The sequence below is a fragment of the Nocardia sp. NPDC051990 genome, from assembly GCF_040680755.1.
GTDB lineage: Bacteria > Actinomycetota > Actinomycetes > Mycobacteriales > Mycobacteriaceae > Nocardia.
The window spans coordinates 264,019-289,212 of the sequence record NZ_JBFAXH010000003.1 but is presented as its reverse complement, the minus strand read 5'-3'; the positions used below and the strand labels follow the sequence as shown (position 1 = coordinate 289,212).

The 25,194-nt window shown below is 65.7% G+C and carries 25 protein-coding genes and 1 pseudogene; 14 read left to right on the top strand and 12 right to left on the bottom strand.

Translation table 11 applies throughout. The annotated features are described in order from the left end of the window. The 6 genes and pseudogenes from AB0L63_RS07770 to AB0L63_RS07745 all read left to right on the top strand — a co-directional run. A pseudogene (locus tag AB0L63_RS07770) lies at positions 1 to 1,041 on the top strand (histidine kinase); the annotation flags it as partial. Next, positions 1,038 to 1,451 (top strand): roadblock/LC7 domain-containing protein, encoded by a 414-nt coding sequence (locus tag AB0L63_RS07765; protein ID WP_011207200.1) that lies wholly within the window; start codon positions 1,038 to 1,040, stop codon positions 1,449 to 1,451. The pseudogene AB0L63_RS07770 and the gene AB0L63_RS07765, both read left to right, overlap by 4 nt. 7 nt (positions 1,452 to 1,458) lie before the next feature. Continuing rightward, positions 1,459 to 1,833, top strand: a complete 375-nt coding sequence (locus AB0L63_RS07760) for a DUF742 domain-containing protein (protein WP_040686485.1) — start codon at positions 1,459 to 1,461, stop codon at positions 1,831 to 1,833. Then, positions 1,814 to 2,416, top strand: coding sequence for an ATP/GTP-binding protein (locus tag AB0L63_RS07755; protein ID WP_364496212.1), 603 nt, complete (start codon positions 1,814 to 1,816; stop codon positions 2,414 to 2,416). Before AB0L63_RS07760 ends, AB0L63_RS07755 begins: the two co-directional genes overlap by 20 nt. Positions 2,417 to 2,695: 279 nt before the next feature. Beyond that, positions 2,696 to 4,204, top strand: a complete 1,509-nt coding sequence (locus AB0L63_RS07750; RefSeq protein ID WP_364496209.1) for a carboxyl transferase domain-containing protein — start codon at positions 2,696 to 2,698, stop codon at positions 4,202 to 4,204. 106 nt (positions 4,205 to 4,310) lie between these two features. Then, positions 4,311 to 5,180 (top strand): aldo/keto reductase, encoded by an 870-nt coding sequence (locus tag AB0L63_RS07745; protein ID WP_364496206.1) that lies wholly within the window; start codon positions 4,311 to 4,313, stop codon positions 5,178 to 5,180. A gap of 158 nt (positions 5,181 to 5,338) precedes the next feature. Here AB0L63_RS07745 and AB0L63_RS07740 read toward each other — a convergent pair whose 3' ends face one another. Next, positions 5,339 to 6,466: an NAD(P)-binding domain-containing protein gene (locus AB0L63_RS07740; protein WP_364496203.1), complete on the bottom strand. Its 1,128-nt coding sequence runs from the start codon at positions 6,464 to 6,466 to the stop codon at positions 5,339 to 5,341. A gap of 90 nt (positions 6,467 to 6,556) precedes the next feature. On the opposite strand from AB0L63_RS07740, the gene AB0L63_RS07735 reads away from it, so the two are divergent. The 5 genes from AB0L63_RS07735 to AB0L63_RS07715 all read left to right on the top strand — a co-directional run bounded on the left by AB0L63_RS07735 (position 6,557) and on the right by AB0L63_RS07715 (position 11,398). Beyond that, positions 6,557 to 7,282 (top strand): enoyl-CoA hydratase, encoded by a 726-nt coding sequence (locus tag AB0L63_RS07735; protein ID WP_364496200.1) that lies wholly within the window; start codon positions 6,557 to 6,559, stop codon positions 7,280 to 7,282. Continuing rightward, positions 7,283 to 8,425 carry an MBL fold metallo-hydrolase gene (locus AB0L63_RS07730; RefSeq protein ID WP_364496198.1) on the top strand — a complete coding sequence of 381 codons (1,143 nt, stop codon included), beginning with the start codon at positions 7,283 to 7,285 and terminating at the stop codon, positions 8,423 to 8,425. A gap of 34 nt (positions 8,426 to 8,459) precedes the next feature. Next, positions 8,460 to 8,768, top strand: a complete 309-nt coding sequence (locus tag AB0L63_RS07725; protein WP_364496196.1) for an antitoxin — start codon at positions 8,460 to 8,462, stop codon at positions 8,766 to 8,768. Positions 8,769 to 8,817: 49 nt separating this feature from the next. Then, a complete protein-coding gene (locus tag AB0L63_RS07720; RefSeq protein ID WP_364496194.1) occupies positions 8,818 to 11,127 on the top strand; it encodes an ATP-dependent DNA ligase in 2,310 nt (769 codons plus the stop codon). 91 nt (positions 11,128 to 11,218) lie between these two features. Then, positions 11,219 to 11,398: an antitoxin gene (locus AB0L63_RS07715; protein ID WP_364496191.1), complete on the top strand. Its 180-nt coding sequence runs from the start codon at positions 11,219 to 11,221 to the stop codon at positions 11,396 to 11,398. A gap of 43 nt (positions 11,399 to 11,441) precedes the next feature. Here AB0L63_RS07715 and AB0L63_RS07710 read toward each other — a convergent pair whose 3' ends face one another. Then, positions 11,442 to 12,089 (bottom strand): isochorismatase family cysteine hydrolase, encoded by a 648-nt coding sequence (locus AB0L63_RS07710; protein WP_364496188.1) that lies wholly within the window; start codon positions 12,087 to 12,089, stop codon positions 11,442 to 11,444. A 268-nt stretch (positions 12,090 to 12,357) separates the two neighbouring features. On the opposite strand from AB0L63_RS07710, the gene AB0L63_RS07705 reads away from it, so the two are divergent. Next, entirely contained in the window at positions 12,358 to 13,599 is a 1,242-nt protein-coding gene (locus AB0L63_RS07705; protein WP_364496185.1) for a lipase family protein, read from the top strand. 64 nt (positions 13,600 to 13,663) lie between these two features. Here AB0L63_RS07705 and AB0L63_RS07700 read toward each other — a convergent pair whose 3' ends face one another. The 5 genes from AB0L63_RS07700 to AB0L63_RS07680 all read right to left on the bottom strand — a co-directional run bounded on the left by AB0L63_RS07700 (position 13,664) and on the right by AB0L63_RS07680 (position 19,732). Continuing rightward, positions 13,664 to 14,302 (bottom strand): ammonium transporter, encoded by a 639-nt coding sequence (locus AB0L63_RS07700; protein WP_364496182.1) that lies wholly within the window; start codon positions 14,300 to 14,302, stop codon positions 13,664 to 13,666. Positions 14,303 to 14,513: 211 nt separating this feature from the next. Further along, positions 14,514 to 15,197, bottom strand: coding sequence for a hypothetical protein (locus tag AB0L63_RS07695; protein WP_364496180.1), 684 nt, complete (start codon positions 15,195 to 15,197; stop codon positions 14,514 to 14,516). An 18-nt stretch (positions 15,198 to 15,215) separates the two neighbouring features. Further along, the gene (locus AB0L63_RS07690; RefSeq protein WP_364496177.1) at positions 15,216 to 15,953 is read right to left on the bottom strand and encodes an energy-coupling factor transporter transmembrane protein EcfT; all 738 of its coding nucleotides are present in this window, start codon (positions 15,951 to 15,953) and stop codon (positions 15,216 to 15,218) included. 70 nt (positions 15,954 to 16,023) lie between these two features. Next, a complete protein-coding gene (locus AB0L63_RS07685) occupies positions 16,024 to 18,138 on the bottom strand; it encodes an ATP-binding cassette domain-containing protein (RefSeq protein ID WP_364496174.1) in 2,115 nt (704 codons plus the stop codon). A 127-nt stretch (positions 18,139 to 18,265) separates the two neighbouring features. Beyond that, complete coding sequence (locus AB0L63_RS07680) at positions 18,266 to 19,732, bottom strand: NAD(P)/FAD-dependent oxidoreductase (protein WP_364496172.1); 1,467 nt, start codon at positions 19,730 to 19,732, stop codon at positions 18,266 to 18,268. 129 nt (positions 19,733 to 19,861) lie between these two features. Here AB0L63_RS07680 and AB0L63_RS07675 point away from each other — a divergent pair, with 129 nt between their 5' ends. Continuing rightward, the gene (locus tag AB0L63_RS07675) at positions 19,862 to 20,920 is read left to right on the top strand and encodes an AraC family transcriptional regulator (protein ID WP_364496169.1); all 1,059 of its coding nucleotides are present in this window, start codon (positions 19,862 to 19,864) and stop codon (positions 20,918 to 20,920) included. Here the strand turns inward: AB0L63_RS07675 and AB0L63_RS07670 are convergent. After that, the gene (locus tag AB0L63_RS07670) at positions 20,917 to 21,696 is read right to left on the bottom strand and encodes a metallophosphoesterase (protein WP_364496166.1); all 780 of its coding nucleotides are present in this window, start codon (positions 21,694 to 21,696) and stop codon (positions 20,917 to 20,919) included. The genes AB0L63_RS07675 and AB0L63_RS07670 overlap by 4 nt on opposite strands. A gap of 160 nt (positions 21,697 to 21,856) precedes the next feature. Next, the gene (locus tag AB0L63_RS07665) at positions 21,857 to 22,291 is read right to left on the bottom strand and encodes a MarR family transcriptional regulator (protein WP_364496163.1); all 435 of its coding nucleotides are present in this window, start codon (positions 22,289 to 22,291) and stop codon (positions 21,857 to 21,859) included. Positions 22,292 to 22,377: 86 nt separating this feature from the next. On the opposite strand from AB0L63_RS07665, the gene AB0L63_RS07660 reads away from it, so the two are divergent. Further along, positions 22,378 to 23,019, top strand: a complete 642-nt coding sequence (locus AB0L63_RS07660) for a TIGR03086 family metal-binding protein (protein WP_364496160.1) — start codon at positions 22,378 to 22,380, stop codon at positions 23,017 to 23,019. A 101-nt stretch (positions 23,020 to 23,120) separates the two neighbouring features. Here AB0L63_RS07660 and AB0L63_RS07655 read toward each other — a convergent pair whose 3' ends face one another. The 3 genes from AB0L63_RS07655 to AB0L63_RS07645 form a co-directional block, all read right to left on the bottom strand. After that, the gene (locus tag AB0L63_RS07655; protein WP_364496157.1) at positions 23,121 to 23,891 is read right to left on the bottom strand and encodes an RNA pseudouridine synthase; all 771 of its coding nucleotides are present in this window, start codon (positions 23,889 to 23,891) and stop codon (positions 23,121 to 23,123) included. A 21-nt stretch (positions 23,892 to 23,912) separates the two neighbouring features. Further along, a complete protein-coding gene (locus AB0L63_RS07650) occupies positions 23,913 to 24,920 on the bottom strand; it encodes an adenylate/guanylate cyclase domain-containing protein (RefSeq protein ID WP_364496154.1) in 1,008 nt (335 codons plus the stop codon). Positions 24,921 to 25,007: 87 nt separating this feature from the next. Beyond that, positions 25,008 to 25,145: a galactose oxidase-like domain-containing protein gene (locus tag AB0L63_RS07645; protein ID WP_364496151.1), complete on the bottom strand. Its 138-nt coding sequence runs from the start codon at positions 25,143 to 25,145 to the stop codon at positions 25,008 to 25,010. Between the last annotated feature and the right edge of the window lie 49 nt (positions 25,146 to 25,194).

Here is a 25,194-nt window from a genome sequence, read left to right as displayed (position 1 = left end):
AGCTTGCCACAGCGTGATGCTCTGGGGGATCTACCGCAGCGGGAGAGCACAGGCGGTCTGCCGAAGCGTGATGCTCTGGGGGGTTTGCCGCAGCGGGAAAGTACGGGCGGTTTGCCGCAGCGGGAGAGTACCGGCGGTCTGCCGCAGCCGAAGCGTGATGCTCTGGGGGGTTTGCCGCAGCGGGAAAGTACGGGCGGTTTGCCGCAGCGGGAGAGTACCGGCGGTCTGCCGCAACGGGATTCGACTTCGAATGGTTTGCCGCAGCGGGAGTCGGGTACTAGCGGTCTGCCGCAGCGTCAGTCGCCCGCGAGCGGATTGCCGCAGCGCGAGGCTCCGAACGGCCTGCCGCAGCGTCAGCAGGGTACGCCGCCGCCGAGCGGCCTGCCCCAGCGCGACAGTCTGCTACCGTCCCGCGACAGTCTGCCGCAGCGGGAGCCGGGCCCGACCGGTCTGCCCCAGCGCGATCCGGGTGCAACCGTACTGCCGCGCAAGGAAGTTCCGCCGGGTGTCGGTCTGCCGCGACGCGATCGCGGTGCGGTCCAGCCCGCCGGCACCGGTGAGACGCCCGCGGTTTCCGAGAGCGGGGCAACGACCACACCGCGCGATCCGGGTCGGCACAGCTTCAAACCCGATCCAGAGAAGGCGGCGTCGTTCTTCCAGACCAGGTTGCAGCCCGCGGTCGACTCCGATTCGGTCATGGGCGGGACGCCGATCTTCGCCGAAATGATGTCGGCGTGGCTCTCGGATCCGAATGCGGACCGGTCCCAGGTGGCCTCCTCCTTCGAATCACCGGGCGACGAGGGCTGGCAGGCGGCGCGCCGCGCCAGCGAGGCCCAGGCCGAAACAAAGACGGCCGCCGGTTTGCCTCAGCGCAATCCGGGCGGAAGGCTGGTCCCCGGCGGTGTCACCGGCAACGCTGATCGCACACCGCGTCGCGATCCAGAAACGATCAGGTCCAGCTTGAGTCGTCACCAGCAGGGCGTCCGGGATGGCCGCGCAATGAAGGCAATGAACCTAACCGGAGATAAAGGAGACCGATGAACCCCGATCTAGGTGGTACGAATCGTCAGCTGGATTGGCTGGTTTCGAACTTCGCCAACGAGGTTCCTGGCGTAGCTCATGCCGTCCTGGTTTCGGCTGACGGCCTACTCATGGCGGCGAGCGCGCAGCTGCCGGTGGACCGTGCCGAGCAGCTCTCGGCCGTTACCGCCGGACTGGCCAGCCTCTCGGTAGGCGTCTCGAATCTATTCGAGGGCGGCACCGTACTACAGTCGGTGGTCGAGATGGAGCACGGCTACCTGCTACTCATGGCAGTCGGCGACGGCTCGTATCTCGCGGTGCTGACCAATACTTCCTGCGATATCGGCCAGGTGGGCTACGAAATGGCCCTGCTGGTCGAGCGTGTCGGCCAGACGGTGCAGGCCACGCCACGCGTCACGATGGGTTCCTGATGGTGGGATGGACATAGACGATCACCGCATGGGAAGCGCCGAGCCGAGTCTCGTTCGCCCGTACTCCTTGACTGCGGGCCGTACCAGGCCCGCGGTCGAGTTGGCGTTGGAGGCGCTTGTCGCATCGCATCCGGTCGCCCTGGAGCGGCAGTTCGAACTGACCAACATCGAGACGTCCATCGTGGAGTTGTGCAGAGAATCGCCGTCCGTTGCTGAAGTGGCAGCGCGTTTGGGTATCCCCATCGGGGTGGCCCGCGTGCTCGTGGCCGACCTCATCGAGGCCGGGCATGTGCGAGTTTCGGCGACTTTGAAAGACGATTCCAGCGACGATGAACGTCGCGAGCTGATCGAAAGGGTTCTCAGTGGACTCCGGCGTATTTAATTCGACGGCACAGGTCGATACCCGCACCAGCAAGCCGACTTCGGCAAAGATCGTGGTCGCTGGCGGCTTCGGTGTCGGTAAGACCACGTTGGTGGGTGCCGTCTCGGAGATCGTTCCGCTGCGCACCGAGGCGTTGGTGACCAACGCCAGTACCGGAATCGACAATCTGACCGGTATTCCGATGAAGTCGACCACCACGGTCGCGATGGACTTCGGCCGGATAAGCCTCGCCGACGATCTGGTGCTGTACCTGTTCGGTACGCCGGGCCAGTACCGCTTCTGGTTTATGTGGGACGACCTGATCCGCGGCGCCATCGGCGCCGTGGTGCTGGTCGACACCCGCCGACTCGAGGACAGCTTCGCGGCCGTCGACTACTTCGAAGCGCGCAATCTACCGTTCCTCGTTGCGCTCAACGAATTCGACGACGCGCCGCGGTATCCGATCGAGGACATCCGCCAGGCCCTCGCGGTGCCTGCGGATGTGCCGATCCTGTCCATCGACGCCCGTCGTCGTGAGCCTGCCAAGCAGGCGCTGGTATCGCTCACCGAGTACGCACTACGCAAGGTCATGCAGGGCAACTGAGCGTTCGCGCCTACCAATCGACTGGCCAAGAGGTCGACTGAGAACTCTGTCGGTGCCCGGTGGAGACTGCCGTCTATCCGGGGCACCGACACTGCCTCGGTGACCAACGTCCGTGGACGCCCCCGGCGCTGGCCAGCACGCGGGTGCGGGTGGAACCACCCCGGATGGAGCGTGGAAACCGAGGTGCGCGGTCTTGTCCCGTGCACGGAGGACATCCGAGAAGGATGGTTGCCTGGAAATGCCGAAAGGGGTTTCCCAGACACGCTGTAAGCTCGCTCGATGAGGATTTCGGCGCGGGAGTTGCTCAGGCAACTGCTCGACTCGGACTCGTTTATCAGCTGGGACCGGCCACCGGTGACGGTGGCCGCATCCCCGCGGTATCGCGCGGAACTGCACAAGGCCGAGTTGGCGGCTGGCGCCGATGAGGCCGTGCTGACCGGCGAAGGTCTGCTGCGTGGTCGACGCGTGGCCGTAATCGCCTGCGAGTTCGGATTTCTGGCGGGTTCGATCGGGGTGGCCGCGGCCGAGCGCATCGTCTCGGCGGTCGAGCGAGCCACCGAACTCGGCCTGCCGCTGGTCGCGTCACCGACCTCCGGTGGTACCAGAATGCAGGAGGGCACAATCGCTTTCGTGCAGATGGTGAAGATCGCGGGTGCGATCGCGACGCACAAGGCGGCCGGGCATCCCTATCTGGTCTATCTGCGCAATCCCACGATGGGCGGCGTGTTCGCGTCCTGGGGTTCGCTGGGGCACATCACCTTTGCCGAACCCGGCGCACTCATCGGCTTTCTCGGCCCGCGCGTCTATAAAGCGTTGTACGACAGGGATTTTCCGGAGGGCGTGCAGGTCGCGGAGAATCTGTACCACAGCGGCGTGATCGACGGGGTGCTCCCGGTTTCGGTGTTCCGCCGTATCGCCCATCGTGCGCTGAGCGTGCTCGGCTGTGTGCCGGATCCTGTTGCGGCGGAACCTGGTTGGGCCGTACCGATGCACCAGGTCGCGAATGCGGCTCCGGATGTCGCGGCCTGGGAATCGGTTCGGATCTCGCGCCGTCCAGGCAGGCCCGGTATCCGTGACCTGTTACGCCATGTGACGCAACGGGTTCCGCTCAGCGGCACCGGTCAGGGCGAATCCGATCGCACCATAGTGCATGCGCTGGCTCGCTTTCGGGGCCAGCCGTGCATTGTGTTCGGCCATGACCGTTCGGGGCAGCAGGGTGAACACACCATGGGCCCCGCCGCGTTACGGGAGGCCCGGCGCAGTATGGCGTTGGCCCAGGAATTGCGGCTGCCGCTGGTCCTGGTGATCGATACGGTCGGAGCGGCCCTGTCGAAGGAAGCCGAGGAGCGCGGGCTTGCCCCCGAAATCGCCCGCTGCATAGCCGATCTGGTGACCCTGGATACCCCGACCGTCTCGGTCCTGCTCGGTCAGGGCACCGGCGGTGGCGCATTGGCCCTGCTCCCCGCCGACCGGGTCCTGGCCGCCACCCACGGCTGGCTCGCGCCGCTGCCGCCCGAAGGGGCGAGCGCGATCGTGTACCGCGATACCGCCCATGCCCTCGAATTGGCGACGGCACAGGGCATCCGGGCCGCCGATCTGCTCGCCGACGGCGTCGTCGACCGGATCGTCCCGGAATTTCCGGACGCCGCCGATGAACCGGTCGACTTCGCCCGCCGCATGGTCGCCGCCATCGCCGACGAACTGACCGGGCTGCGCACCCGTCCGCTGGCCGAAATCCGCGCGTCCCGCCATACCCGCTACCGCCGCCTCGGTCTTCCCGCGCCCTGACCGATCTCTGCCAACCCGCACAAAAGCGACAACGTTCGGCAAACCAGTGGTCAACACACCAGGGGTTCTCGTTGACGACGCGGCGCGGCACTTCTACGGTCGGTTGGTGACCTTCAGAAGCGAGACCAGCGCCATTCCCCCGATCGTGCTGAACGACGGGAACGTGATCCCGCAGCTCGGCTTCGGTGTGTTTCAAGTGCCGCCGGACAACGTCCAGCCGGTCGTCACCGCCGCGCTGGAGGTGGGTTATCGCAGCATCGATACCGCCGCGATCTACGGCAATGAGGAGGGCACCGGCCGCGCCATCCGAGAATCCGGGCTGCCGCGCGACGAGGTCTATGTCACCACCAAGCTGTGGAATTCGGATCAGGGCTACGACTCCACGCTGCGCGCGTTCGACGCCAGCATGGCTCGGCTCGGCCTGGACTACCTCGATCTCTATCTCATCCACTGGCCGGTGGCGCAGGCCGATCGCTTCGTCGAGACCTTCAAGGCGTTCCAGACTCTGAAGGCGCACGGCCGGGTCCGTTCGATCGGGGTATCGAACTTCACCGTCGCCGATCTGCAGCGGATCATCGGCGAGACCGGTGAGGTCCCGGCCGTCAACCAGATCGAACTGCATCCCCGGTTGGCGCAGCGCGAGCTACGCGCGTTCCACGATGCGAATGCCATTGCCACCGAAGCGTGGAGCCCACTCGGGCAGGGCACACTGCTCGACGATCCGACCATCGTCGCCATCGCCGAAGAGGTCGGCCGGGCCCCGGCCCAGGTGATCATCCGCTGGCACCTCCAGCAGGGCATTGTGGTCATTCCGAAGTCGGTCACCCCGTCCCGGATAGCAGCCAACTTCGATGTCTTCGGTTTCGAACTCACCCGCGACCAGATGAACGCCATCAACACACTCGACAACGACGCTCGCATCGGTCCGGATCCAGCCACCTTCACCGCCGGGCTGTCCGCCTCCCCGAATATTTAGGCCATACCAGTCGGGTGCCGCGTGAGTCGCGTTCAGGTCCTGCGTCGTGCGCCGCGCGAGTTTTGGGCGTACCCGGTGAGTTACCCATGTCCTCGCGAAATCAGTGGTCTCGTTCCGGCTTTCGCCGGAACGAGAGGAATTCCACTGCTGAGTACTGGCTAGATCAAATCCAGGTATCGCGTCAGGTCTCGGGCGGCGGCGCGGCCGGCCCGGTTGGCGCCGATGGTGCTCGCGGATGGGCCGTAGCCGATCAGGTGGATGCGCGGGTCGATGGCTACCTGGGTGGCGAGGCGGCCGGTCATGGTGATGCCGCCGCCCGGACCGCGCAGGCGTAACGGGGCCAAATGGTCCAGGGCACTGCGGAATCCGGTCGCCCACAGAATCACCTCCGCGGGCTGGAACGAACCGTCGGCCCAGCGCACCCCATTCGGTTCGATACTCGCGAACATCGGATGCCGCCGCAGCGCCCCGCGGGCCTGGGCGGCGCGCAGTCGATCGTCGAGTCGCAATCCGGTGACCGAAACCACCGAACCCGGCGGCAGGCCATGCCGCACCCGGTCCTCCACGATCGCGACGGCGGCGCGGCCGTTCTCCTCGGCGAACGGTGTGTCACGGAATACCGGCTCGCGTCGGGTCACCCAGGTAGTGGTGGTGACCTGCGAGATCTCATCGAGCAACTGAACCGCCGACACCCCGCCGCCGACCACCACGACATGTTTGCCGGCGAATTCCTCTGCGGTGCGGTAGTCGTGGGTGTGCAGTTGCCGTCCGGCGAAGGTCTCCGCACCTGGATAGTGCGGAATGAAGGGATGCTCCCAAGTGCCGGTGCAGTTGATCAGGCCGCGGACCCGGATTGTGCCCGCGTTATCGGTCTCGACATTCAGCGTCGTGCCACGCCCCGCCGCGGGATCCGGCCCTGCGGCACACGGGGTTCCGTCGGCATTGCGATCGCAGACCACGGTCACCGAGACCGGTCGGTGCACCCGCAGATCGAATCGCTTCTCGTACAGCTCGTAATAGCGCGGCACTGCGGTCGCGGCGGGCACCGCATCGGAATCGGGTGGCAATGTCTCAGCGAACGACATGCCTGGGAGGTCATGTACGCGATTGACGGTGCTCAAGGTGAGCGATGGCCACCGAAACTGCCAGGCCCCGCCGGGTCCCGGTGCGTGATCGACGATGAGGAAGTCCCGTTCCGGGCGCAATCCGAGGCGTTGCAGGTGGTAACCGGCCGACAGCCCGGCCTGACCAGCACCGATCACCAGGATGGAGAAGTCTGTCGGCACAAATGGAGATCGTAACGGCTCGGTCGGTATGTGCCATGGCCTGTGGCAGAGTTGATGTAACCACTCGAACCGGTCAGTTGGGGAGAACGCATGCTCGAAGTTAGCCGCGATGGCGATGTCGTCACCATCGAACTACAGCGCCCGGAGCGGCGTAACGCGCTGAACATCGAACTCGTCACTCGGCTTCGCGAAGCGGTGTCGACCGCGGCCGAGGAGGCCAGGGTTATCGTGCTCACCGGTCAGGGATCCATCTTCAGCGCGGGCGCTGACCTGTCCAGGGTCTACTCGGAGGGATTCCTGGCGGCCCTGGTCGACATGCTGCGCACCATCGAATCGGTCCCGGTCCCGGTGATCGCGGCGATCAACGGCGCTGCGCTCGGTGCGGGTGTGCAGATCGCGCTGGCCTCGGATCTGCGGGTCATGGAGCCCGAAGCCTATATCGCCATTCCGGCCGCCAAGCTCGGCATCACCGTCGACCGCTGGACCGTGCGGCGGTTGGTATCGCTGATCGGGGGCGGCCCAGCCCGGACCATGCTGTTCGGCGCCGGACCGGTATCGGCCGCCGATGCCTACGCCTTCGGCTTCGCCAACCGACTCGGCACGCTGGCCGACGCGCAGGAGTGGGCCACATCGATCGCCCAGCTGGCCCCGCTCTCGCTACGGCATATGAAGTTGGAATTCAACGATGACGGCACCCGAGATCCAGAGGGTACGCGGCAGCGTGCCGCATTGGAGGCGGCGTGGACCAGTCAGGATGCCAAGGAGGGGCGGCTGGCCAGGGAAGAGAAACGTGCCGCGAAATTTGTGGGGCGATAAATGAAGCCGAAGAAGATAGTCGGCATTGCCGCCGCGGCATTCGGCGTCACCTGGGTGGTACGCGCGGTGTGGGACATCCCATCGGCGATCGGCGCCTCCATCAATGCCATTCAGCCCTACGCCACCGGCGCGGTGAACTACCGCAATCGACAGTTCCACAACACCGAGCCGAGCACCCAGTTCGTTTCGGGCGCCGCTCCGTCCCTGCTATTCTCGGCGCTGACCCGGCGCAATGCCGGTCGTCCGCGCAATGCGGTGCCGCTGGCAACCCCCGACGTGCCGACCGAGGCCGCCGATCTCGCGGTCACCTGGTACGGGCACGCATCGGCACTCATCGAGGTCGACGGGTACCGGATTCTCACCGATCCGGTATGGAGCGAACGGGTTTCGCCGTCCGCGCTGGTCGGCCCGGCCCGGCTGCATCCGGTGCCGACACCGCTGTCGAAGCTGCCGCAGGTGGATGCCGTGCTGATCTCGCATGATCACTACGACCACCTGGACAAGGCGACTATCCGGCAGCTGGTTCACGGACAGGGCGCGCCCTTCCTGGTGCCGATCGGCATCGGCGCCCATCTGCGGCACTGGGGTGTGCCCGAACATCGGATCGTCGAATTGGATTGGGGCGGTTCGGTTTCCCTCGCTTCGCTGGGCCGCGAGCGCGATGGTGCGGAGCTGGTGCTCACCTGTACCGAGGCACGGCACTTCTCCGGCCGCGGTCTGGTGCGCAACACCACACTGTGGGCGTCCTGGTCCATCGTCGGCCCGACGCGGCGGGTCTACTTCGGCGGTGATACCGGATACACCAGGGCTTTCGCGCAGGCCGGTGCCGCGCTCGGACCGTTCGATCTGACCCTGCTGCCGATCGGGGCCTATGACGAGGCCTGGCCGGATGTGCATATGAACCCGGAGGAGGCGGTGCGGGCCCATGCCGACCTCGGCGTTGGCGATCCCGGATACGGACTGCTGGTGCCGATCCACTGGGCAACTTTCAATCTGGCCTTCCACGGGTGGTCGGAGCCGGTACGTCGGATGGTCGAGGCGGCGCGGGCGGCCGGTACCGCGGTGGCGGTGCCGGTGCCCGGTCAGCGCATCGACCCCGATGACGTGCCGAGCCGGGATTCCTGGTGGGAGGATATCGGGTGAGCACGTCGGTTCGTCGACAGGAAGGAATGCAGACATGAGTCTCGCGGATACCCTGAAAGGCATAGTCGGCAAGGGTAGGGAAACGGTGGCCAAGAACGCCGACAAAATCAACGAAGCGGTCGACAAGGCCGGTGGGTTCATCGACGAGAAGACCGGCCACAAATACTCCGACAAGATCGACAAGTTGCAGGAGGCCGCCAAGAAGGCGGTACCCTCGGACCAGTCCGCACCGGAGCCGTCTGCTCCCGCATCGGAGGCGCCGCCCGCGCCGGAGCCGTCTGCTCCCGCGCCGGAGGCGCCGCCTGCTCCCAAGCCGGAGGAACCCGGACAGCCGCAGGCATGATCTGTGGCGGGGACCGGTTTCTGTCGGTCCCCGCCCCTAAACTTCTTTTATGGTGACCCGCCGGAAATTCGGTGGCGGCCCGGGCCGGCCGGACATCGAGGTTGAGCTGAGCAACCTCGACAAGGTGCTGTATCCGGCGACCGGAACCACCAAGGGCGAGGTCATTGCCTACTATTCGGCTGTCGCGCCCGCGATGCTTCCGCATATCGCCGGGCGACCGGTCACCCGGAAGCGCTGGCCCAACGGGGTCGACGAATCATCCTTCTTCGAAAAGAATCTCGCCGAGCACGCGCCGTCGTGGCTGGAGCGCCACACCATCGAACATTCCGGCCGCAAGCTCGTCTATCCGGTAATCGATTCCGAGGCCGGGCTAGCGTGGATCGGACAGCAGGCAGCGCTGGAAGTCCATGTTCCGCAATGGCGTTTCGACGGTGACAAGGTTGGCCACTCCACCCGGCTGGTCTTCGATCTGGATCCGGGGTCGGGTGCCGGACTTGCCGAATGCGCGCGGGTCGCGCTCGCGGTGCGCGAGATGGTCGAGGGCATCGGACTGCACGCCTTCCCGGTCACCAGTGGTAGCAAGGGAATACACATCTATGTGCCATTGGATCGGGAGTTGAGTCCGGGCGGCGCGTCCACCGTGGCCAAGCAGGTGGCGACGAATCTCGAGAAGCTGCACCCGGATCTGGTCACCGCGACAATGGCGAAATCGGCACGCGACGGGAAGGTCTTCCTGGACTGGAGTCAGAACAATCCGTCCAAGACCACCATCGCACCGTATTCGCTGCGCGGCCGGACCGAACCGAATGCGGCCGCACCGCGCACCTGGGCCGAATTGGAAAAGCGGAAGAAGCTGCGGCACTTGCGCTTCGACGAGGTGCTCGCCCGCTGGCGCGATGACGGCGATCTGCTCGCCGAATTGGATCCACCCACCTCGACCGGCGATGCACTGACGAAATACCGATCGATGCGCGATGCCGCGGCGACCCCGGAACCGGTGCCGTCCCAAACGCCGACGCCGGGGGCGAACAATCGGTTCGTCGTCCAGGAACACCGCGCGCGGCGGCTGCATTGGGACGTGCGGCTCGAACGCGACGGCGTGCTGGTGTCGTGGGCGGTGCCAAAGGGGCCGCCGATCTCATCGGACCAGAATCGGCTCGCCGTGCACACCGAGGATCATCCGCTGGAGTACTTGGACTTTCACGGTGCCATCCCGAAAGGACAGTACGGTGCGGGGGAGATGACGATCTGGGATTCCGGTACCTACGACACCGAGAAGTGGCGCGAGGACGAGGTTATCGTCACCTTTCACGGCAAGCGGCTGCGCGGCCGTTACGCGATGATCCGAACCAATGGCACCCAATGGCTTATGCATATCATTCGCGATCAGAATCCGGCCGAGGAGGCGACGGATCGAGTCTCCAGTGGTCCGGTCGGACCCGAAGCGGCGTACATCGTGCCGAGACCGGCTGGGCCCGCGCCCTTTCCGCGCGGTCTACCGCCGATGCTAGCCACATCCGGTGAGGTCGCCGAGCTCGATGACGTCGAATGGTGCTTCGAAATCAAATGGGACGGCTTCCGGCTGATCGCCGAAATAGCCTCCGGGACACTGACTCTGCGCAGCCGGACGGGCAATGTGGTGACCGAACGCTATCCCGGCATGACGGTGCTGGCCGAGGAGTTGGCCGGACACGATCTGGTGCTCGACGGCGAGGCCGTGGTGTTCGACGATCACGGGGTCGCCAATGTCGGTCTGCTACAGGCCGATGCGGCGCGCGCGGTCTTCGTCGCCTTCGACGTGCTGTATCTGGACGGTACTTCCCTTATCCGCAAACGGTATTCGGATCGGCGCCGGGTACTGGAGGCGATCGCCGCCAACGCACCGTCACTGCGGGTGCCGCTGCCACTGGACGGCTCCGGTGCCGAAGCGCTGCGCTACAGCCAGGAACACGGGCTGGAAGGTGTGGTCGCCAAGCGCAAGGATTCGGTATATCTGCCCGGTAAGCGCGGACATTCGTGGGTGAAGCAGCGCAACTGGCGTACCCAGCGGGTCCTGATCGGCGGCTGGCGGCGCAGCGATGCCCGCGACTTCAAATCACTGCTGGTCGGCATTCCGCATGAGGGCAGGCTGCATTACGTGGGGCGGGTCGGTACCGGGTTCAGCGAGCCGGTCATGCGGGAGCTGGCCAAAAAACTCGGCAAGTTGGTGCGCAAGACCACCCCGTTCGACAATGACCTCACCGCCGAGGAACGCGAGGACGCGGTGTGGGTGACCCCGAAGCTCGGCGGCACCGTGCGCTTCATGAACTGGACCGAGACCGGTCGCCTCTGGCATCCGGCCTGGCTGAGCGAGATGTGACGGCGGTCGCTGATGGTTTGCCGGGTCATCGGGGAGTTCGCTGGGTATCGTTTGTTCGCGGTTGTGTCGGCTCGAAAACGAGGAGTGCACGGTGGATTTCAAGAACCTGGCGAACAAGGCGCTGGACCTGGCCAAGCAGAACGCGGACAAGGTGGATACGGCCATCGATAAGGTGGGCGATCTCATCGACAAGCAGACCGACGGCAAGTTCGCGAGCCAGGTCGACGCCGCGCAGGAGGCCGCCAAGAAGGCCGTCCACCAGGACGGCTGAATCGCCGATGGCGGACCGGATATGCCGATCCGCCATTCCACGGTCAGCTCTGTTCGCGGGCGAGCAGCGGAATGATGGTCGCGCTGTCGGTGACCATCGCGTGCCCCTGGAATTCGAAATCGTCGTAGGCGCGGGCCATTGCCGCTTTATCGCGGCCACCCACGGCATCGCTGATGATCACCGGCACGAAGCCGAGATCGGTCGAATGGGTGACCGTCGGCGCAATGCCGATCTCCAACGCGACACCCGTGATCGCGTACGCGCCGATGCCGAGATCGCGCAGCACCGCGGCCAGTGGCGTGCCCTCGAACGCCGACATCGAGGTCTTGTCGAAGACCACCTCATCCGCCGTCGGCCGCAGCTCCGGAACCAGTTCGAAGGCCGGGGTATCGCGCTGCAGGATGAACTTCACGTCATCGACATTGTCGACCTGCTGCCAGCTCATGGCCATTCGCAGCGCGAAGGTCCCACTCAGGCGGCGCGGTAGGAAGAAATGCCGCAGGAAGATGATCGGATAGCCGCCGCGCCGCGCCGCCTCGACCACCCGCGTCACCCGCTCGATGATCTCCGGACCGTCCGGAAGTTGAGAGAGCACACCGACCTGCATGTCGTAGACGATCACCGCCATGCGGTGCGGCGCACACACATCGGCGAGTTCTTCGGGAATGTCCAGTCCGTTGCCATGCCGCATGGTCAGCTCACTCCTGTTCGATGCCGATCACGGTCGGTGGGCGGCCGGACGTGGTTCGGTTGCGCGATAGCTACTTTCGAAGCGCGCGGCGGCGTGCTCCGTCCCAACTGTAACCATGCCGGAAATCGGACACGTGAGGCGTCGCCGATGCCCGCCGATGACCGTTGCTGGGCCTCTGATCAGGCAGTACCGTGATGACATCGAGGTCGGCGCCGACGCGTTTCCGCCGCATTGTGCGTCGCGCCGCGTCGGATCACTGGAGGCCCCGATGAAGATTTTGTCTGCGCCATTCGTCAGCAGTAACCGGAGATCCGGCGCGAAAACCATCTCGCTCGTTCTCGCGGTCGTGGCATTCGCATTCGTTCCGGTTGCCAGGGCGGTGCCGAGCCCGGATCCGAATCCGTTCTACCCGCCATCGGTAGATCTGGCGCCGCAGCCCGCCGGTGCCATTCTGCAGGCGCGCTCGTTCGCGTTGTATGGTCTGCCGCTGCCGGTTACGGCCTGGCAGGTGCGGTATCGGACCAGCGATACGAACGGTTCGCCGATCGCGGGGACGGCCACCGTCCTGGTGCCGAATTGGCTGTGGCTCGGTCCGGGCCAGCGGCCGCTGCTGTCGTATCAGATCGCCGAGGACAGTCTCGGCACCCAGTGCGCGCCGTCGTACGCGCTGCGGGGCGGCTGGGATCTCGGCGCCGCGAATACCTATATCGACACACTGTTCATCGCCGAGGCGCTGCGCCGCGGCTGGGCGGTGGTGGCCAGCGATTACGAGGGGCCGGATTCCCGATTCCTGGATGGCGTCAACTCCGGCCGTGCGGTGCTCGATGGGATCAGGGCGGCTCGCGCGCTCGCACCGGGCGGCGTCGGTCCGGCGAGTCCCATTGGGGCGTGGGGCTATTCGGGCGGTGCGTTCGCGACGCTGTGGGCGGCTCAGATACAACCGGAGTATGCGCCCGATATCCGGTTCGCCGGGATCACCTCGGGCGGGGTGCCCGCCGATTGGCCCGCAACGACTCAGGGTGTCGATGGCACCGTACAAGCGGGTCTGGCCATGCTCGTCTTGATCGCGATCGCGAAGAACGAACCGAATTCCGGTGTGCCGGAACTACTCAACGAACGCGGTCGCATCGCCTTGGCCGAGGATGCCTCGGCCTGTGGTCCGGATTTCATCGTCAAGTACGACAATGCGCACGTGGACGATTTCGCGACGGTGCCGGATGTGTTGTCTCATCCGGCATTTCGGGCCGCGCTCGACCGGCAGGAGCTGGGTGGCAGTGCGCCGGTCACGCCGATGTACCTGTATCACAGCACAACCGACGATGTGGTCCCGGTCGCGGGCTTCACCGATCTGGTCGGCCGATACTGCGCACAGGGTGCCGACCTCACTTCCGTGCATTCGCCGCTGCCCGGACACAATGTGGCCGCTCTCGGTGAAGCGGCCGGTGCGATGGGTTTTCTCGCCGACCGCTTCGCGGGTATTCCGGTAGCGCCCGGCTGTCACAGCCGGTGAACGAAAGATGCGGCGCGCTACGAGGGTTTGTTGCGCGCCGCATTCGCCAGTGCTGTTCGCCGTCCTACTTGACCGGCGTGTCCTGCCATTTGGTGGTGCCGGGCTCGGCGGCCAGGGTGCTGATCAGATCGATGCCCGCGATGATCAGTGCCGGTCCGCCGACCACGACGGTGCCGATAATGCCGCCGATGCCCGCGCCCGCGATGACGCTGGCGATGACGGCCGGTCCGCCGACGATGCCGGTGAGCCCGACCAGGGCGCCGATGACCGTGCCGAGAAAGCCGCCGATGGCGGTGGCAATGCCGAACTGGGTCAGGAAGTTATCCTGCGCGCGCAGATTCTCGCGCGGCGACGCGATCGGTGTCGCCACCGGCCGCGCCTGTGTGTAGTCCTTGACCGCGGTCAGCTCCAGTACCTTGCCCGCGTCGCGGATCTCATGCGGCAGTGCGAATTCCAGACCGTCCTGCCGGAACGACAGTGGCAGCGTGACCACCGTATTGCCGGCGATGTCCTTGACGTCCACGGTGTTCGCGGACATCTGGAAGGACCCGTTGGTCAGTGTGGTGACGATCTTGTCGCCCACCAGTTTTGCCTCGTATCCGATATCGGGCACGGCACCCGCCTGCGCATACGAGGTGCCCGCGCCGACCGCGATGGCGGCGACGATCGGCACGGCGACCGCCGTGATCTTGCGGAGAATCATTCCGGTTGTCCAATCTGCATCAGTTCTGGCAAGCCGTAGCAACACTCCACACCGGAAAAATCCTTCCCCCGACGCCGTGCAGAGCCACGATGTGATCTAAAGAACGCACTCCGAGCACACCGTACCGCGTACAAAAGATGTGGCGGAATGCTTTTCGGGGTATACGAGTATGCCGGTATGACGAATATTGTTATAGCTCTTCGCTATTCGGTCAGGAACCCGGCTGCTGCAAGACATTGATGGCGCGGGCGATCACCAAGATCACCAGCACCAGGGAGGTCGCCGATTGCAGCATCATCGTCGCCTTCGCCCATCGCGACATCGGCATCACATCGGTCGGGCTGAACGCCGTCGCGTTGGTGAACGCCAGATACAAATAGTCCAGGAACTGTGGCTCCCACTCGGGTCCGGTCAACTCCGGACTCTGCATCTGGACGAACAGGAAGTCCGGCAACGGCTTTCGCGCATGGGCGCGCGCCGCAGGTCCGCCGCGATCGAACTCCCAGTACCAGAGTCCGAACACCACCACATTGGTCAACCAGACTGCACCACCCGATACGAGCAATTCCACGGGATCGGTGAGGGCCCCTTCGATCAGTTGGAACACCAGTCGCCCCGCCGAAACCGCCGTGGCTAGACTCAACAACCCGGTCAGCAGGAGGCCCCAGTTGCGCAGCCAACGCTGTTCCCGGTTGAGCCGGAACGGATTCGCCACCACCAGCACACCGAGCAACAGGACCTCGAGGAGGGGCAGCAGCAGCCAGGCGGGCTGCTGCCGAAGTTCCCGCGGCGCGACCTGCAGAACCACGATCACCAGCACGGCGAGTGTCGCGGCCCACCGCGACTCACCCTCAGTCTTGCGTTGCCAGGCAGGCACATCGTCTTGATCCGGCACAGGATCCAGTATCGCCGGTCAGATGAGCAGATCGAGGACGATCGCGCCGAGACAGACCGCGACAACAATTGTCAGCGCGATCGCGTCATTGCGTCCGGGGGCGCTCGGGCGGGCGGTGAGCTGGCCGGTGCCGCCGCGCGCGGTGATGGCCTCGCCCAGTTCGGTTGCCCGGCGGCTGGATACCGCCATGGCGGCGGTAAGGATATCGACGAGCGGATTATCGGCGGCGCGATTGACCAGGCTGTCCTTCGGCCGCAGTCGGCGTGCCGCCCGCAGCACTCGGATCTCGTCGATCAGCAGCGGCAGGCCACGCAATGTCAGCGCGATGACCACGGCCCATTCGTCGACGGGCACCCGGAATTTGCGCAGTGGGGCACCGAGTTTGGCCAGTGCGGGGGCGATATCGCCCATCGGGGTAGTCCAGGCGATCAGGAACGAGGCGGTCAGCAGAATCAGGCCGAAGACCGTGACATTGATGTAGCGCAGCACGGCTTCGCCGCCCACCGGAACATTGAGCAAGCCGCCGACACCGAGTGTGGCCCAGAACCACCACGGCAGGCGCGGCAGGGTGCTCAGCGGCAGTCGGGCCACCACCCCGATCGCGATCAGGAATACGACCAGCACGCCGAGCACCGGCCAGGATGGCAGGACCATCAGCACCACGCTGATCAGGAACGCCCCGATGATCTTGGTTCCGGCCCAGAGGCTGTGCACCGGACTCGAAACCGGCACCTCGCGGAACAGTACGGCGGTCATGGTTGCGCCTCGCTGACGCTCGGCTCCGTCATGACCGTGGAGGCGGCTGTGTTGAATGTTCGCTCGCGCATCACCGACCTCCGTTCCCGAGTCGCCACGCCGGATCGCCGGGGCGTGGTTCCGGCATCGCCGAGCGGGAATCCGTCTGGTGCGCACGCGCATTCGCGATGTCGAGGATCGGGGCGGTCTCCAGAATGCGTCCGGCCTCGAGATGGACCGTCCGGTCGCAGACCGCGGCCATATCGTGCACGTCATGGGAGATGACGATCAGGGTGAGTCCGGAATTACGCAGGCGGGCAAGCAGTTCCACGATTTCGGCGCGACCCTGCGGGTCGAGCCCGGCCAGCGGCTCGTCGAGTACGACGACCGGCGCGTGGCTGGCCACAATGGCCCCGAGCACTACGCGTTTGGCTTGGCCGCCGCTGAGTTTCTCGATGGAGCGTGCGGCGAGTGTGCGATCCAGCCCTACCGCGTCCAGTGCGCGTCCGACCGCGCCGGATCCGGTGGCTCGTCCACCCCAGTCCGCGATTTCGTCGCCGACCGTTTGTTTCTGCAGCTGCAAACGGGAGTGCTGGAACGCCAATTCCACCTGACCGATCTGCTTCGCGATCGGTTTGCCGCCCAATTCGCAACGGCCGGAACTGGGTTCGATCAATCCGGCCATGATCCAGGCCAGCGTCGACTTGCCGGATCCATTGCCACCCACCACGAGTAGCGCCTCGCCGCGCCGGACGGTCAGGTCGACTCCGTGCAAAGCCGGTGCAGCCCATGGTGTTCCATGGTTGTAGGTGTGGCGGACATCATTCAACCGCAGGATGGTTTCACCCATCGGGCGGCGTCGGATCTCACTGACCGGTCGCGGCCAGGCGGGCAGTCGCTCGACGGTCCGGCCGCCGGCCAGATGGATCACCCGATCGGCGGCGGCGGTATCGGCTTCGTGATGGGTTACCAGCACCACCGCCATCGGATGGCGTTTGGGCAGTCCGGCCAGGAGCGCGACGAGATCGCGGCGACCGTCCGGATCGATCATCGAGGTGGCCTCGTCGGCAATGAGCAGGGCTGGGCGCCGAGCCAATGCCGCGGCCACCGCCAGCCGCTGCTGCTGACCGCCGGACAGGGTCGCGGTCTCGCGATCGCCCATACCGTCCAGGCCGACCTCGCGCAGCAGGCCATCGATATCGACGGCGGCGGCGAGTTCGGTGGGCAAACCCCACACCACATCGTCGGCCGCGAGCACGCCGAGGGTTTGACTCTCCGGCCGCTGCAACACCAGTGCGGTGCCACCCAAGTGACCGAGGCCGGCCGCGCCGGGCCGGTCCACGCTGCCTGTGGTCGGCGGATATCCCGCGAGCAGCCGGGTCAGCGTCGATTTGCCGGATCCGTTGTGGCCGACAATGGCCACGAATTCGCCGATGTCGACTCGGAGATCGATCCCGGACAACGCATCCACCGGCGCACCCGGATAGCGGAAGCCGACCTCGCGCAGCCGCACCGGCAGCGGTGCGATGGGGCGGTCGTCGGGCGGTGCGTCGAGCCGATCCTCGCTGGGGAGCCAGGACAGTCGATCGAGTACCGAGCCGAGTGCGAACCAGGAGAACACCGCCGTCGCGATGATGCCTACCAGCACACCACCGCCGATCAGGACCCACCACCAGTGGATCGCGGCGTCCGCGGCATCGGCGACCCCGCGTCCGAACGGTTCCAGCTGGGGCTGGCGCGCGGCCGTGCGCTCCAGCCCCTCCGCGGTGCTGCGGATGGTGTTGAACAGCAGATTCCGGGACCGCGACAGCATGAACAGCGATCCGACGGCGAAGGCCGCGAAGCCGAGACCAGCGAGTGCCGATAATCCGAGCACCGCAGGCAAGCCGCCGCGTCGTCGTTTGACCGTGCCGATAATGCCCGCGATGGTGGCCGAGCTGAGAATGCCGAATGCGGGCGCGATGCCCGCCGCGACAAAGCAGACCAGGACGGCCGAACCGGTCGCGGTGATCAGGGCGCGCAGCCGATAGCGGTGCGCGATCATCGCCATCGGCACCGCCGCGACCAGCTGCAATGCTGCGGCGATCGGAATCAGCGCGCCGATGGTGACCAGCGCGACGGTGGCACCACCGAGCACCGCCCCCGCCGCCAATTCGATCGGGCGCAGCGCTCCGCGCTCGATGGGGCGGGCAGGCAGATCACTCACGGGACAAGTCTGCCAGGATCTGGTGGACAGTTCGTGTGGTCTTTCTGTGGAGTCCTTGTGGTCATGACTGCGCCGCGCTGGCGCTCGGCTGCGTTATGCCCACATGGCGGCTGTATTGAGTTGTTCGCTAGGCGACCTGGGTCAGCTCGTAATCGGCGGCGTTCAGCTTGCGGACGCGACGGCGATAGGCGAGCTGCCGCCCCGGCCAGTTATTCGTGATCCGGCCCGAAGTGGTGCGATACCAGCTGGAGCAGAAGTTCCACGGGGTACGCGCGAGGCGTTCCTGGACCGCGGTATTGAATTGCGCCTCCGCCTCGGGCCGCACCTCGAGTACATGGCCGGGACGTTCCGCGAGCAACTGGACGGCTTGGCGGATATAGCGGGCCTGCGATTCGATCATGTAGATGATCGAGCCGACGCCGAGATTGGTATTCGGTCCATAGACCAGGAACAGATTAGGGAAGTCGGGCACGGTAATGCCGTAGTAGGCGTGCGCGCCGCTCTGCCAGGCATCGGCGAGCTTGCGGCCCGCGCGGCCGTAAATATTCATCGGCCACAGGAATTCGGTGCCCTTGAATCCGGTGCCGTAGATGATCACCTCCGCCTCGTGCACTGTGCCGTCGGCGGTGCGTAGGCCATTCGGCACGATTTCGGTGATGGCACTGGTCTCGACCGTTACATTCGGCTGGACCAGCGCCGGAAAGTAGTCGTTGGAGAACAAGCCGCGCTTACAGCCGACCGGATAGTCGGGGGTGAGTTTGGCGCGGAGTTCCGGATCCGGGACCTGTTCCTCCAGATGTTTCGACGCGACCTGCGCGACCCATCGGGCGATAGACGGGAATTCGACCAGGCCGAGTGCGATGAATTCGGTGATGGCCCACCAGCCGAAGCGTTCGACGAGCAGGGCGCCGGGCAGGCGCGCGAAGAGTTTGTGCTGGATCGGGGTGTAGTCGGTATCGAATTTGGGCAGCACCCAGGCTGGTGTGCGCTGGAACAGCGTGAGGTGTTCGACCTGCGGCTGGATCTCCGGAATGTACTGGATGGCGCTTGCGCCGGTACCGATGCAGGCGACGCGTTTACCGGTCAGTTCGATGCCGTGATCCCATTCGGCGGAATGGAAGGCCTGGCCGGTGAAGGTGTCGATGCCGGGGATATTCGGTAGCGCGGGCCGGGATAATTGGCCGACCGCGGAGATGAGCACGTCGGCGGTTCGGGCCGTGCCGTCCTTGGTCCGCACGGTCCAGCGGCCGGAGCCGTCGTCGAATTCGGCGTCGGTCACCTCGGCGCCGAAATGGATCGCCTCCAGCAGTCGGTGCCGCTGGGCGACGCCGCGCAGGTAGTCGTGGATCGCGGCCTGTCCGGAATAGCGCTGCGGCCAGTCCGGCTTGGGCTCATAAGAGAACGAGTACAGCGGTGACGGCACATCGCAGGCCGCGCCGGGATAGGTGTTCTCCCGCCAGACCCCGCCGATATCGGTGCCGCGTTCCAGGATGGCGATATTGTCGAAACCGTTGCGCCGCAATTCAATTGCCATCCCGATGCCGCCGAAACCGGCACCGATGATGATGACCGTTGGTCGCTCACCAGCTGTCATATGTGGCACTCCTCACAGCACTGTAGGTGAGTTCCACTCTAGGACTGCTGGTCGGATATCGGGACTGATCATTTCGAGCGACCCGCAAGCCAGGCGAGAATATCGAGATTTTCGGCCATAATGTCGGCTGTGGAGCGGGTACAGGATCCGGGCATCCGCGATTGGAACTTTCCGCGCGGCATTGCCAGCGTGGCGCTGATGGTCCGCTATGCCGGTGAGCACGGCGTGCCCGTCGCGCGGATGCTGGCCGGAGCCGGGCTGACCGAGGCAATGCTGCACGATCCGGACGCGCAGATCGACGCGCGCATCGAACTCGCCGTCATCCGCAATCTCGTCCACGAACTCGCCGATATACCCGCGCTCGGTGTCGAGATCGGCCGCCGCTATCGGATCACCACCTTCGGCATCTTCGGCTTCGCCTGCGTCAGTAGTCCGACGCTCGGTAAAGCGATCTCGTTCGCGCTGCGGTATCTGGAGTTGAGCTTCACCTTCTGCCTGCCTGCCGCACAATGGCGGGAGGGCGAATTCATCGCCTATGTACACGGCGAATCGATTCCGGCCGATGTGCGCCAGTTCCTGGTCGAACGCGATGTGACCGCCATGCATCAGGTCATGAGCGATCTGATCGGTAAGCAACTGCCGCTCACCAGGGCCGAATTCTGTTTTGCCGAGCCGACATACGCCGATCGGATTATGGCGGTCACCCAGGTGCGGCCGCGCTTCGGGCGGCCGCACAATCTATTCGCCATCGATCCGGCAATGGTGGAACAGCCACTGCCGCAGGCGAATGAGCACACCTGGGCCATGTGCCTGGCGCAATGCCGGGATCTGGTGGACCGGCGCCGCGCCCGCACGGGTATCGCGGCGCAGGTGCGCGAACTCCTGGTGCCCGGCGGCGCGGACGGATTCGCCGCCCCGCGCGGAATCGACTCCATCGCACGCGATCTCAATATGAGCACCCGCACCCTGCGCCGCCACCTCGATGCCGCGGGCACCGGTTATCGGGCACTGCTTGACGAGGTGCGGCGCGCACTTGCCGAGGAAATGCTCACCGCCACACCGCTTTCGGTGAGTGATGTCGCCATCCGGCTCGGCTATGCCGAATCCTCCACCTTTATCTACGCCTTCAAACGCTGGACCGGCGCGACACCGGCCGCCTACCGCCGCGAACGCATCGTAGGTCGTTAATTCGGCCGCACGCTGATCCAGCCGTCCATCGCGACACTGCGGAAATGTGTTGTAATGCGATGGTTTTCGTCGATGACGTGCAGGGCGACGGCCGGGTCAGGCGCGTAGTCCATGACTTGGTCGGGTAGCTCGAGCTCCCATTCGGCTCCGAGCACGGATGCGGTGCTCGGTGCGATCAACAGCGGGCGGCCAGCGAAGGTGGTCGCTGCGGCGGAATGCGCATGTCCGGTGATCACGCCGACAATGCGTTCGTCGGTAGTGACCACCTCGGCCAATTTCTCGGGTTCGGCCAGCGAGATCTCATCGATGACCGGACTGAACAAGTGTGCGGGCGGGTGATGCAGCGCAAGGAGTATGGGTGCGTCGGCGGGCGTGGCGGCGAGTATGCCGCGTAGCCAGTCGTAGGTTTCCTCGGTGAGTCGGCCGCCGGGTTCGCCCGGGATCGTCGAATCCAGCAGGGCCACGGTCAAATTGCCGACCCGGTGTGCGTGGTTGATCGGCGCGGTCGATGCGGATTCGCCGAGGAGGTCGGTGCGGAAGGCGGCGCGGTCGTCGTGATTGCCGGGCAGCGCGTAGACCGGGATATCGGCGTCGAGTGCGACGCGCGCCTCGGCGTACTGCTCGGGCTTACCCGAATCGGTGATATCGCCGGTCACCAGAATGGCATCGGGCCTGCGTCGCAGATCAGCGAGATAGGCCATCACCCGCTCGGCTCGTTCGCCATTGCGGGTGCCGAGATCGAAATGGGTATCGCTGACCTGAGCCACCAGGATCATCGGCGTTCGCTTTCTCTGGGGATCGCTCCGTTGCGGCAGAATGCGCCGACATCGTTTGCCGGCACCACTTCAGGCTAGATGACCTGCATGTTCCGTGTCGCCATGAGGCTGACCACCGGTAGAAGGGCGCGGGGTCGGAAGTGGTCGCGCGCACATCGGGTCAGCTCGGCGGCTCGACGACCGACTTCCACAGCGTCTGTAGTGACCGCAGGAACACCTTGCGATCGGCGGCGGGGATTTGGGACAGCAGGCGGTTCTCCTGGTCCTGGATATCGCGTTGCGCCTGGTCGCGGGTGGTCCGGCCGGTCGGGGTGAGCGAAATCAGGCGTGCGCGCCGGTCGGCCGGATCGGGATCGCGCCGGATGAGGCCGCGCTGCTGGAGCTCGTCGAGCGTGCCGATGATGCGCGTTTTATCCGCGCGGATCTTCTTGGCCAGTGCGGCCTGAGTGTAGACGGGTTCGTCGCCGAGTCCGAGTAGGACCACGTAGCCCCACATGGTCAGGCCGTGCCGTTCGAGGATGGGCAGTTCCGCGGTGGCGAGGGCGCGGCCGAGCGGCGCGATCATCGCGGCGAGGTCGGGGCGCTTTTCCGGCATGGGTAGAAAATACCGCTTGGAATATGATAAGTACGAGCTTACGATAAGTGTGTGCTTATCAATTTGAATGTATCGAAAGGACAGCGATGACCACCGATTCCGACACCGCCGAACTGAAGAGCCTCGACTCGCTGGGCACGCAGGTCGATGTGATCGCCCTCGATGCCCAGGCCGTGCGCACCAGCATCGAAGTCGTTTCCCAGCTGACCGTCGCCGATCTGGCCAAGCCGACGCCGTGCGCGGGCTGGACGCTGCACGGATTGCTGGCGCATATGATCACCCAGCACTACGGTTTCGCGGCCGCATCTCGCGGCGAGAGTGACCTGGCGCTGTGGCGGCTGCGTCCGCTGGGGGAGGACCCGGTCGCGGACTACCGTGCCGCCGCCGAACACGTGCTGGCATCTTTCGCCGAGGACGGCGTGCTCGGCCGCGCCTTCCCGCTGCCGGAGTTCACCCGCGCCTTCGAATTCTCCGGAGCCGAAGCGGTCAGCTTCCACTTCATCGACTACGTCGTGCATTCCTGGGACGTCGCCCGAACCCTCGGCCACACAGTGCATTTCGATGACGACCTGCTCGCCGTCGCACTATCGGTAGCCGAGGTGGTCCCCGGCGGCCCGGCCCGCCTGGCCCCCGGCGCCGCCTTCGGCCCGGACATCCCCTGGTCCGGCAACTCCACACTCGACAAAATCGTCGCCATGCTCGGTCGCTCCCCGAGCTGGCCGGCGTAGTCGCCGCTCGCCGAGCTGGTTGTGGCGCGCACCGATTGGCGCGCCACGCATGGATATGCCGGTTATTCCGTGGCGGGCAAAGCGATGCGCGGCGTTGGGGGCTACTCGGGGGTGTGTATGAGCTGGTCGGCGTGAGCGAGGAGGGCGTCGGTGGCGGGTGGGGGCTGCAGAGGGTGCCAGAAGTCGGGGGTGGGGGGTGCTTGGAGGGTGAGGGTTGGGGGTGTGCGCCAAGGGGCGGACAGGGTTAGTTGCCAGGAGTGGAGGTGGGTGCGGGGGTGTTGGGTGGATTTGTCGAATAGGGGGTCGCCGACTATGGGGTGGCCGATCCAGGCCAGGTGGACGCGGATCTGATGGCGGCGGCCAGTGATCGGGCGCACTGCGAGCAGGGTGTGGGTGGCGGTGCGCAGGACCGTTGTGAACTGGGTTGTCGACGGATAGTTCTTGGTGGCCAATAGGTCCGCGTCATCGACGAACCAACGGCCCGCCCGCTCGCGAATGCATTCACGGGGCGCGGCGATCCGCACCCGGTTCTTGCGGCCGACACTGAGCGGCAGTTCGATGACGCCATGATCGGGCAGGCCGGTCGATTCGACGATCGCCAGGTACGCCTTGTCGGCCGTCTGCTTGTTGAACTGCCTGGTCAGCTGCCCGTGCGCGCCCAGGTCCTTGGCCAGCAGCACCAGTCCGGAGGTCACCTTGTCGATCCGGTGCACCGGATACAGCGTTTCCCCCGCGGCAGCCGCCGCTTCGACGATATCGCTGTCGTGCCGCTCCCCGGTTACCGAAATCCCGGCAGGCTTGTTCAATGCCAGCACCGCCGCGTCCTCCTCGACAACGCAGCTCTTGCGCAACTCGGCCCACTCGAACTCCATCGGACGAGCTTAGGTCGTGGGTTATCGGTGCTTGCCGTTGCGGCGGAGGGTGTGCGGGCGGAGACGGTCGAAGCCGCGGACACGGACGCTGCGTAGATTGTGGATGTCGAACGCTGGATCGCCGTCCAGGGCTGCGGCGGCCTTGTCATCGATGAGAACGGTGCCGGGTCGGGCGACGCCGGTGAGGCGGGAGGCGATATTGACTACCGAGCCGTACAGATCGCCGAAGCGCTGCAGGACCGGGCCGTAGGCCACGGCGACCCGCAGTTCCGGCGTGCCGCCGACCATCATTGTGCTCTCCTGGATGGCCAGCGCGATTCGGGCCGCGTCGGCGGGGTCTTCGGCAGCGAACATGACCTCGTCGCCGACATTCTTGATCACCCAGCCGCCGTTCTCGGTGATCGCGGCGGTGGTGGTGGATTCGAATGCCCCTAGCAGCATGGAGAGTTCGTCCGGGTGCAGATGCCTGGTGAGCCGGGTGTAGCCGACCATATCGGCGAAGCCGACCGCCAATTCGCGCACCGCCTCGCCCGCCGTGCTGCCGGGGTCGAGGGAACGGGCCAGGGCAGCGACTAGGTGGCGCCGCCACGCGTAGGTATTGAGCTGTTCGAGCTTGGAGATGGCTGCCTCGGTGGCGGCGCGTGCGGTTTCGGCCGGATCGGTGCCGGGCGCGGCCTCGGCCATCTGGGCGTTGATTTCGGCAAGCACCACGTCGACCTGCCATTCGGCGAGGCGTGCCATGCCCTGGCCGAGGGTGCGCGCGGCCGCGGCCTGTTGCCGGGAGTCCGCCGAGGCGAGCACATTCAGTGCGCGGAAGTTGCGCACCGCGGCTATATCGGCGTCGGTGTAGTCGACGACGGCGTCGTCGAGGCCGGCCGGGAAGCCGAGTGCTGTCCACAGCCGCTTGGTCAGGCCGGTCGTCGTCCCGGACTGTTCGGTGACCTGGGTCCGGTTGTAGCGGCGCGGTCCGTCGAGCAGATACGACTCCACGACCGACTCGACCAGCTCGGATATCTCGGTGGGAACCATGATCGGTACCTTACGGGCCCAGCGGCATCCATGGCGGTAACGGACCAGGTCGCAGCCGGCGCGGTCCGGGACTGTGATCGGTCACAATCAGCCCGAATGCAGCCATTGTCCGGTCGACGGCGCGCCCTGTTCGTTCACGACGAACACCAGGTACCAGCCCGGCGGCGCGAGTGCGCCAGATTCGACGGCCGCCGAAGTTGCCCGTTTACTGCTGCCGGTACGCAAGTGAGGATTCCCTGGACCAGGTGAGGGTGCCCGCCGCCAGATCGGCGAT

What these genes read in the sequence shown, in the direction of transcription:
- AB0L63_RS07765 (WP_011207200.1), top strand. Translation starts at nt 1,038, where the DNA reads ATGAACCCCGATCTAGGTGGTACGAATCGTCAGCTGGATTGGCTGGTT.
- AB0L63_RS07655 (WP_364496157.1), bottom strand. Translation starts at nt 23,891, where the DNA reads ATGGAGTTCGAGTGGGCCGAGTTGCGCAAGAGCTGCGTTGTCGAGGAG.
- AB0L63_RS07705 (WP_364496185.1), top strand. Translation starts at nt 12,358, where the DNA reads ATGAAGATTTTGTCTGCGCCATTCGTCAGCAGTAACCGGAGATCCGGC.
- AB0L63_RS07725 (WP_364496196.1), top strand. Translation starts at nt 8,460, where the DNA reads ATGAGTCTCGCGGATACCCTGAAAGGCATAGTCGGCAAGGGTAGGGAA.
- AB0L63_RS07730 (WP_364496198.1), top strand. Translation starts at nt 7,283, where the DNA reads ATGAAGCCGAAGAAGATAGTCGGCATTGCCGCCGCGGCATTCGGCGTC.
- AB0L63_RS07670 (WP_364496166.1), bottom strand. Translation starts at nt 21,696, where the DNA reads ATGATCCTGGTGGCTCAGGTCAGCGATACCCATTTCGATCTCGGCACC.
- AB0L63_RS07760 (WP_040686485.1), top strand. Translation starts at nt 1,459, where the DNA reads ATGGACATAGACGATCACCGCATGGGAAGCGCCGAGCCGAGTCTCGTT.
- AB0L63_RS07735 (WP_364496200.1), top strand. Translation starts at nt 6,557, where the DNA reads ATGCTCGAAGTTAGCCGCGATGGCGATGTCGTCACCATCGAACTACAG.
- AB0L63_RS07660 (WP_364496160.1), top strand. Translation starts at nt 22,378, where the DNA reads ATGACCACCGATTCCGACACCGCCGAACTGAAGAGCCTCGACTCGCTG.
- AB0L63_RS07710 (WP_364496188.1), bottom strand. Translation starts at nt 12,089, where the DNA reads ATGCGGCATGGCAACGGACTGGACATTCCCGAAGAACTCGCCGATGTG.
- AB0L63_RS07650 (WP_364496154.1), bottom strand. Translation starts at nt 24,920, where the DNA reads ATGGTTCCCACCGAGATATCCGAGCTGGTCGAGTCGGTCGTGGAGTCG.
- AB0L63_RS07690 (WP_364496177.1), bottom strand. Translation starts at nt 15,953, where the DNA reads ATGACCGCCGTACTGTTCCGCGAGGTGCCGGTTTCGAGTCCGGTGCAC.
- AB0L63_RS07720 (WP_364496194.1), top strand. Translation starts at nt 8,818, where the DNA reads ATGGTGACCCGCCGGAAATTCGGTGGCGGCCCGGGCCGGCCGGACATC.
- AB0L63_RS07665 (WP_364496163.1), bottom strand. Translation starts at nt 22,291, where the DNA reads ATGCCGGAAAAGCGCCCCGACCTCGCCGCGATGATCGCGCCGCTCGGC.
- AB0L63_RS07750 (WP_364496209.1), top strand. Translation starts at nt 2,696, where the DNA reads ATGAGGATTTCGGCGCGGGAGTTGCTCAGGCAACTGCTCGACTCGGAC.
- AB0L63_RS07680 (WP_364496172.1), bottom strand. Translation starts at nt 19,732, where the DNA reads ATGACAGCTGGTGAGCGACCAACGGTCATCATCATCGGTGCCGGTTTC.
- AB0L63_RS07700 (WP_364496182.1), bottom strand. Translation starts at nt 14,302, where the DNA reads ATGATTCTCCGCAAGATCACGGCGGTCGCCGTGCCGATCGTCGCCGCC.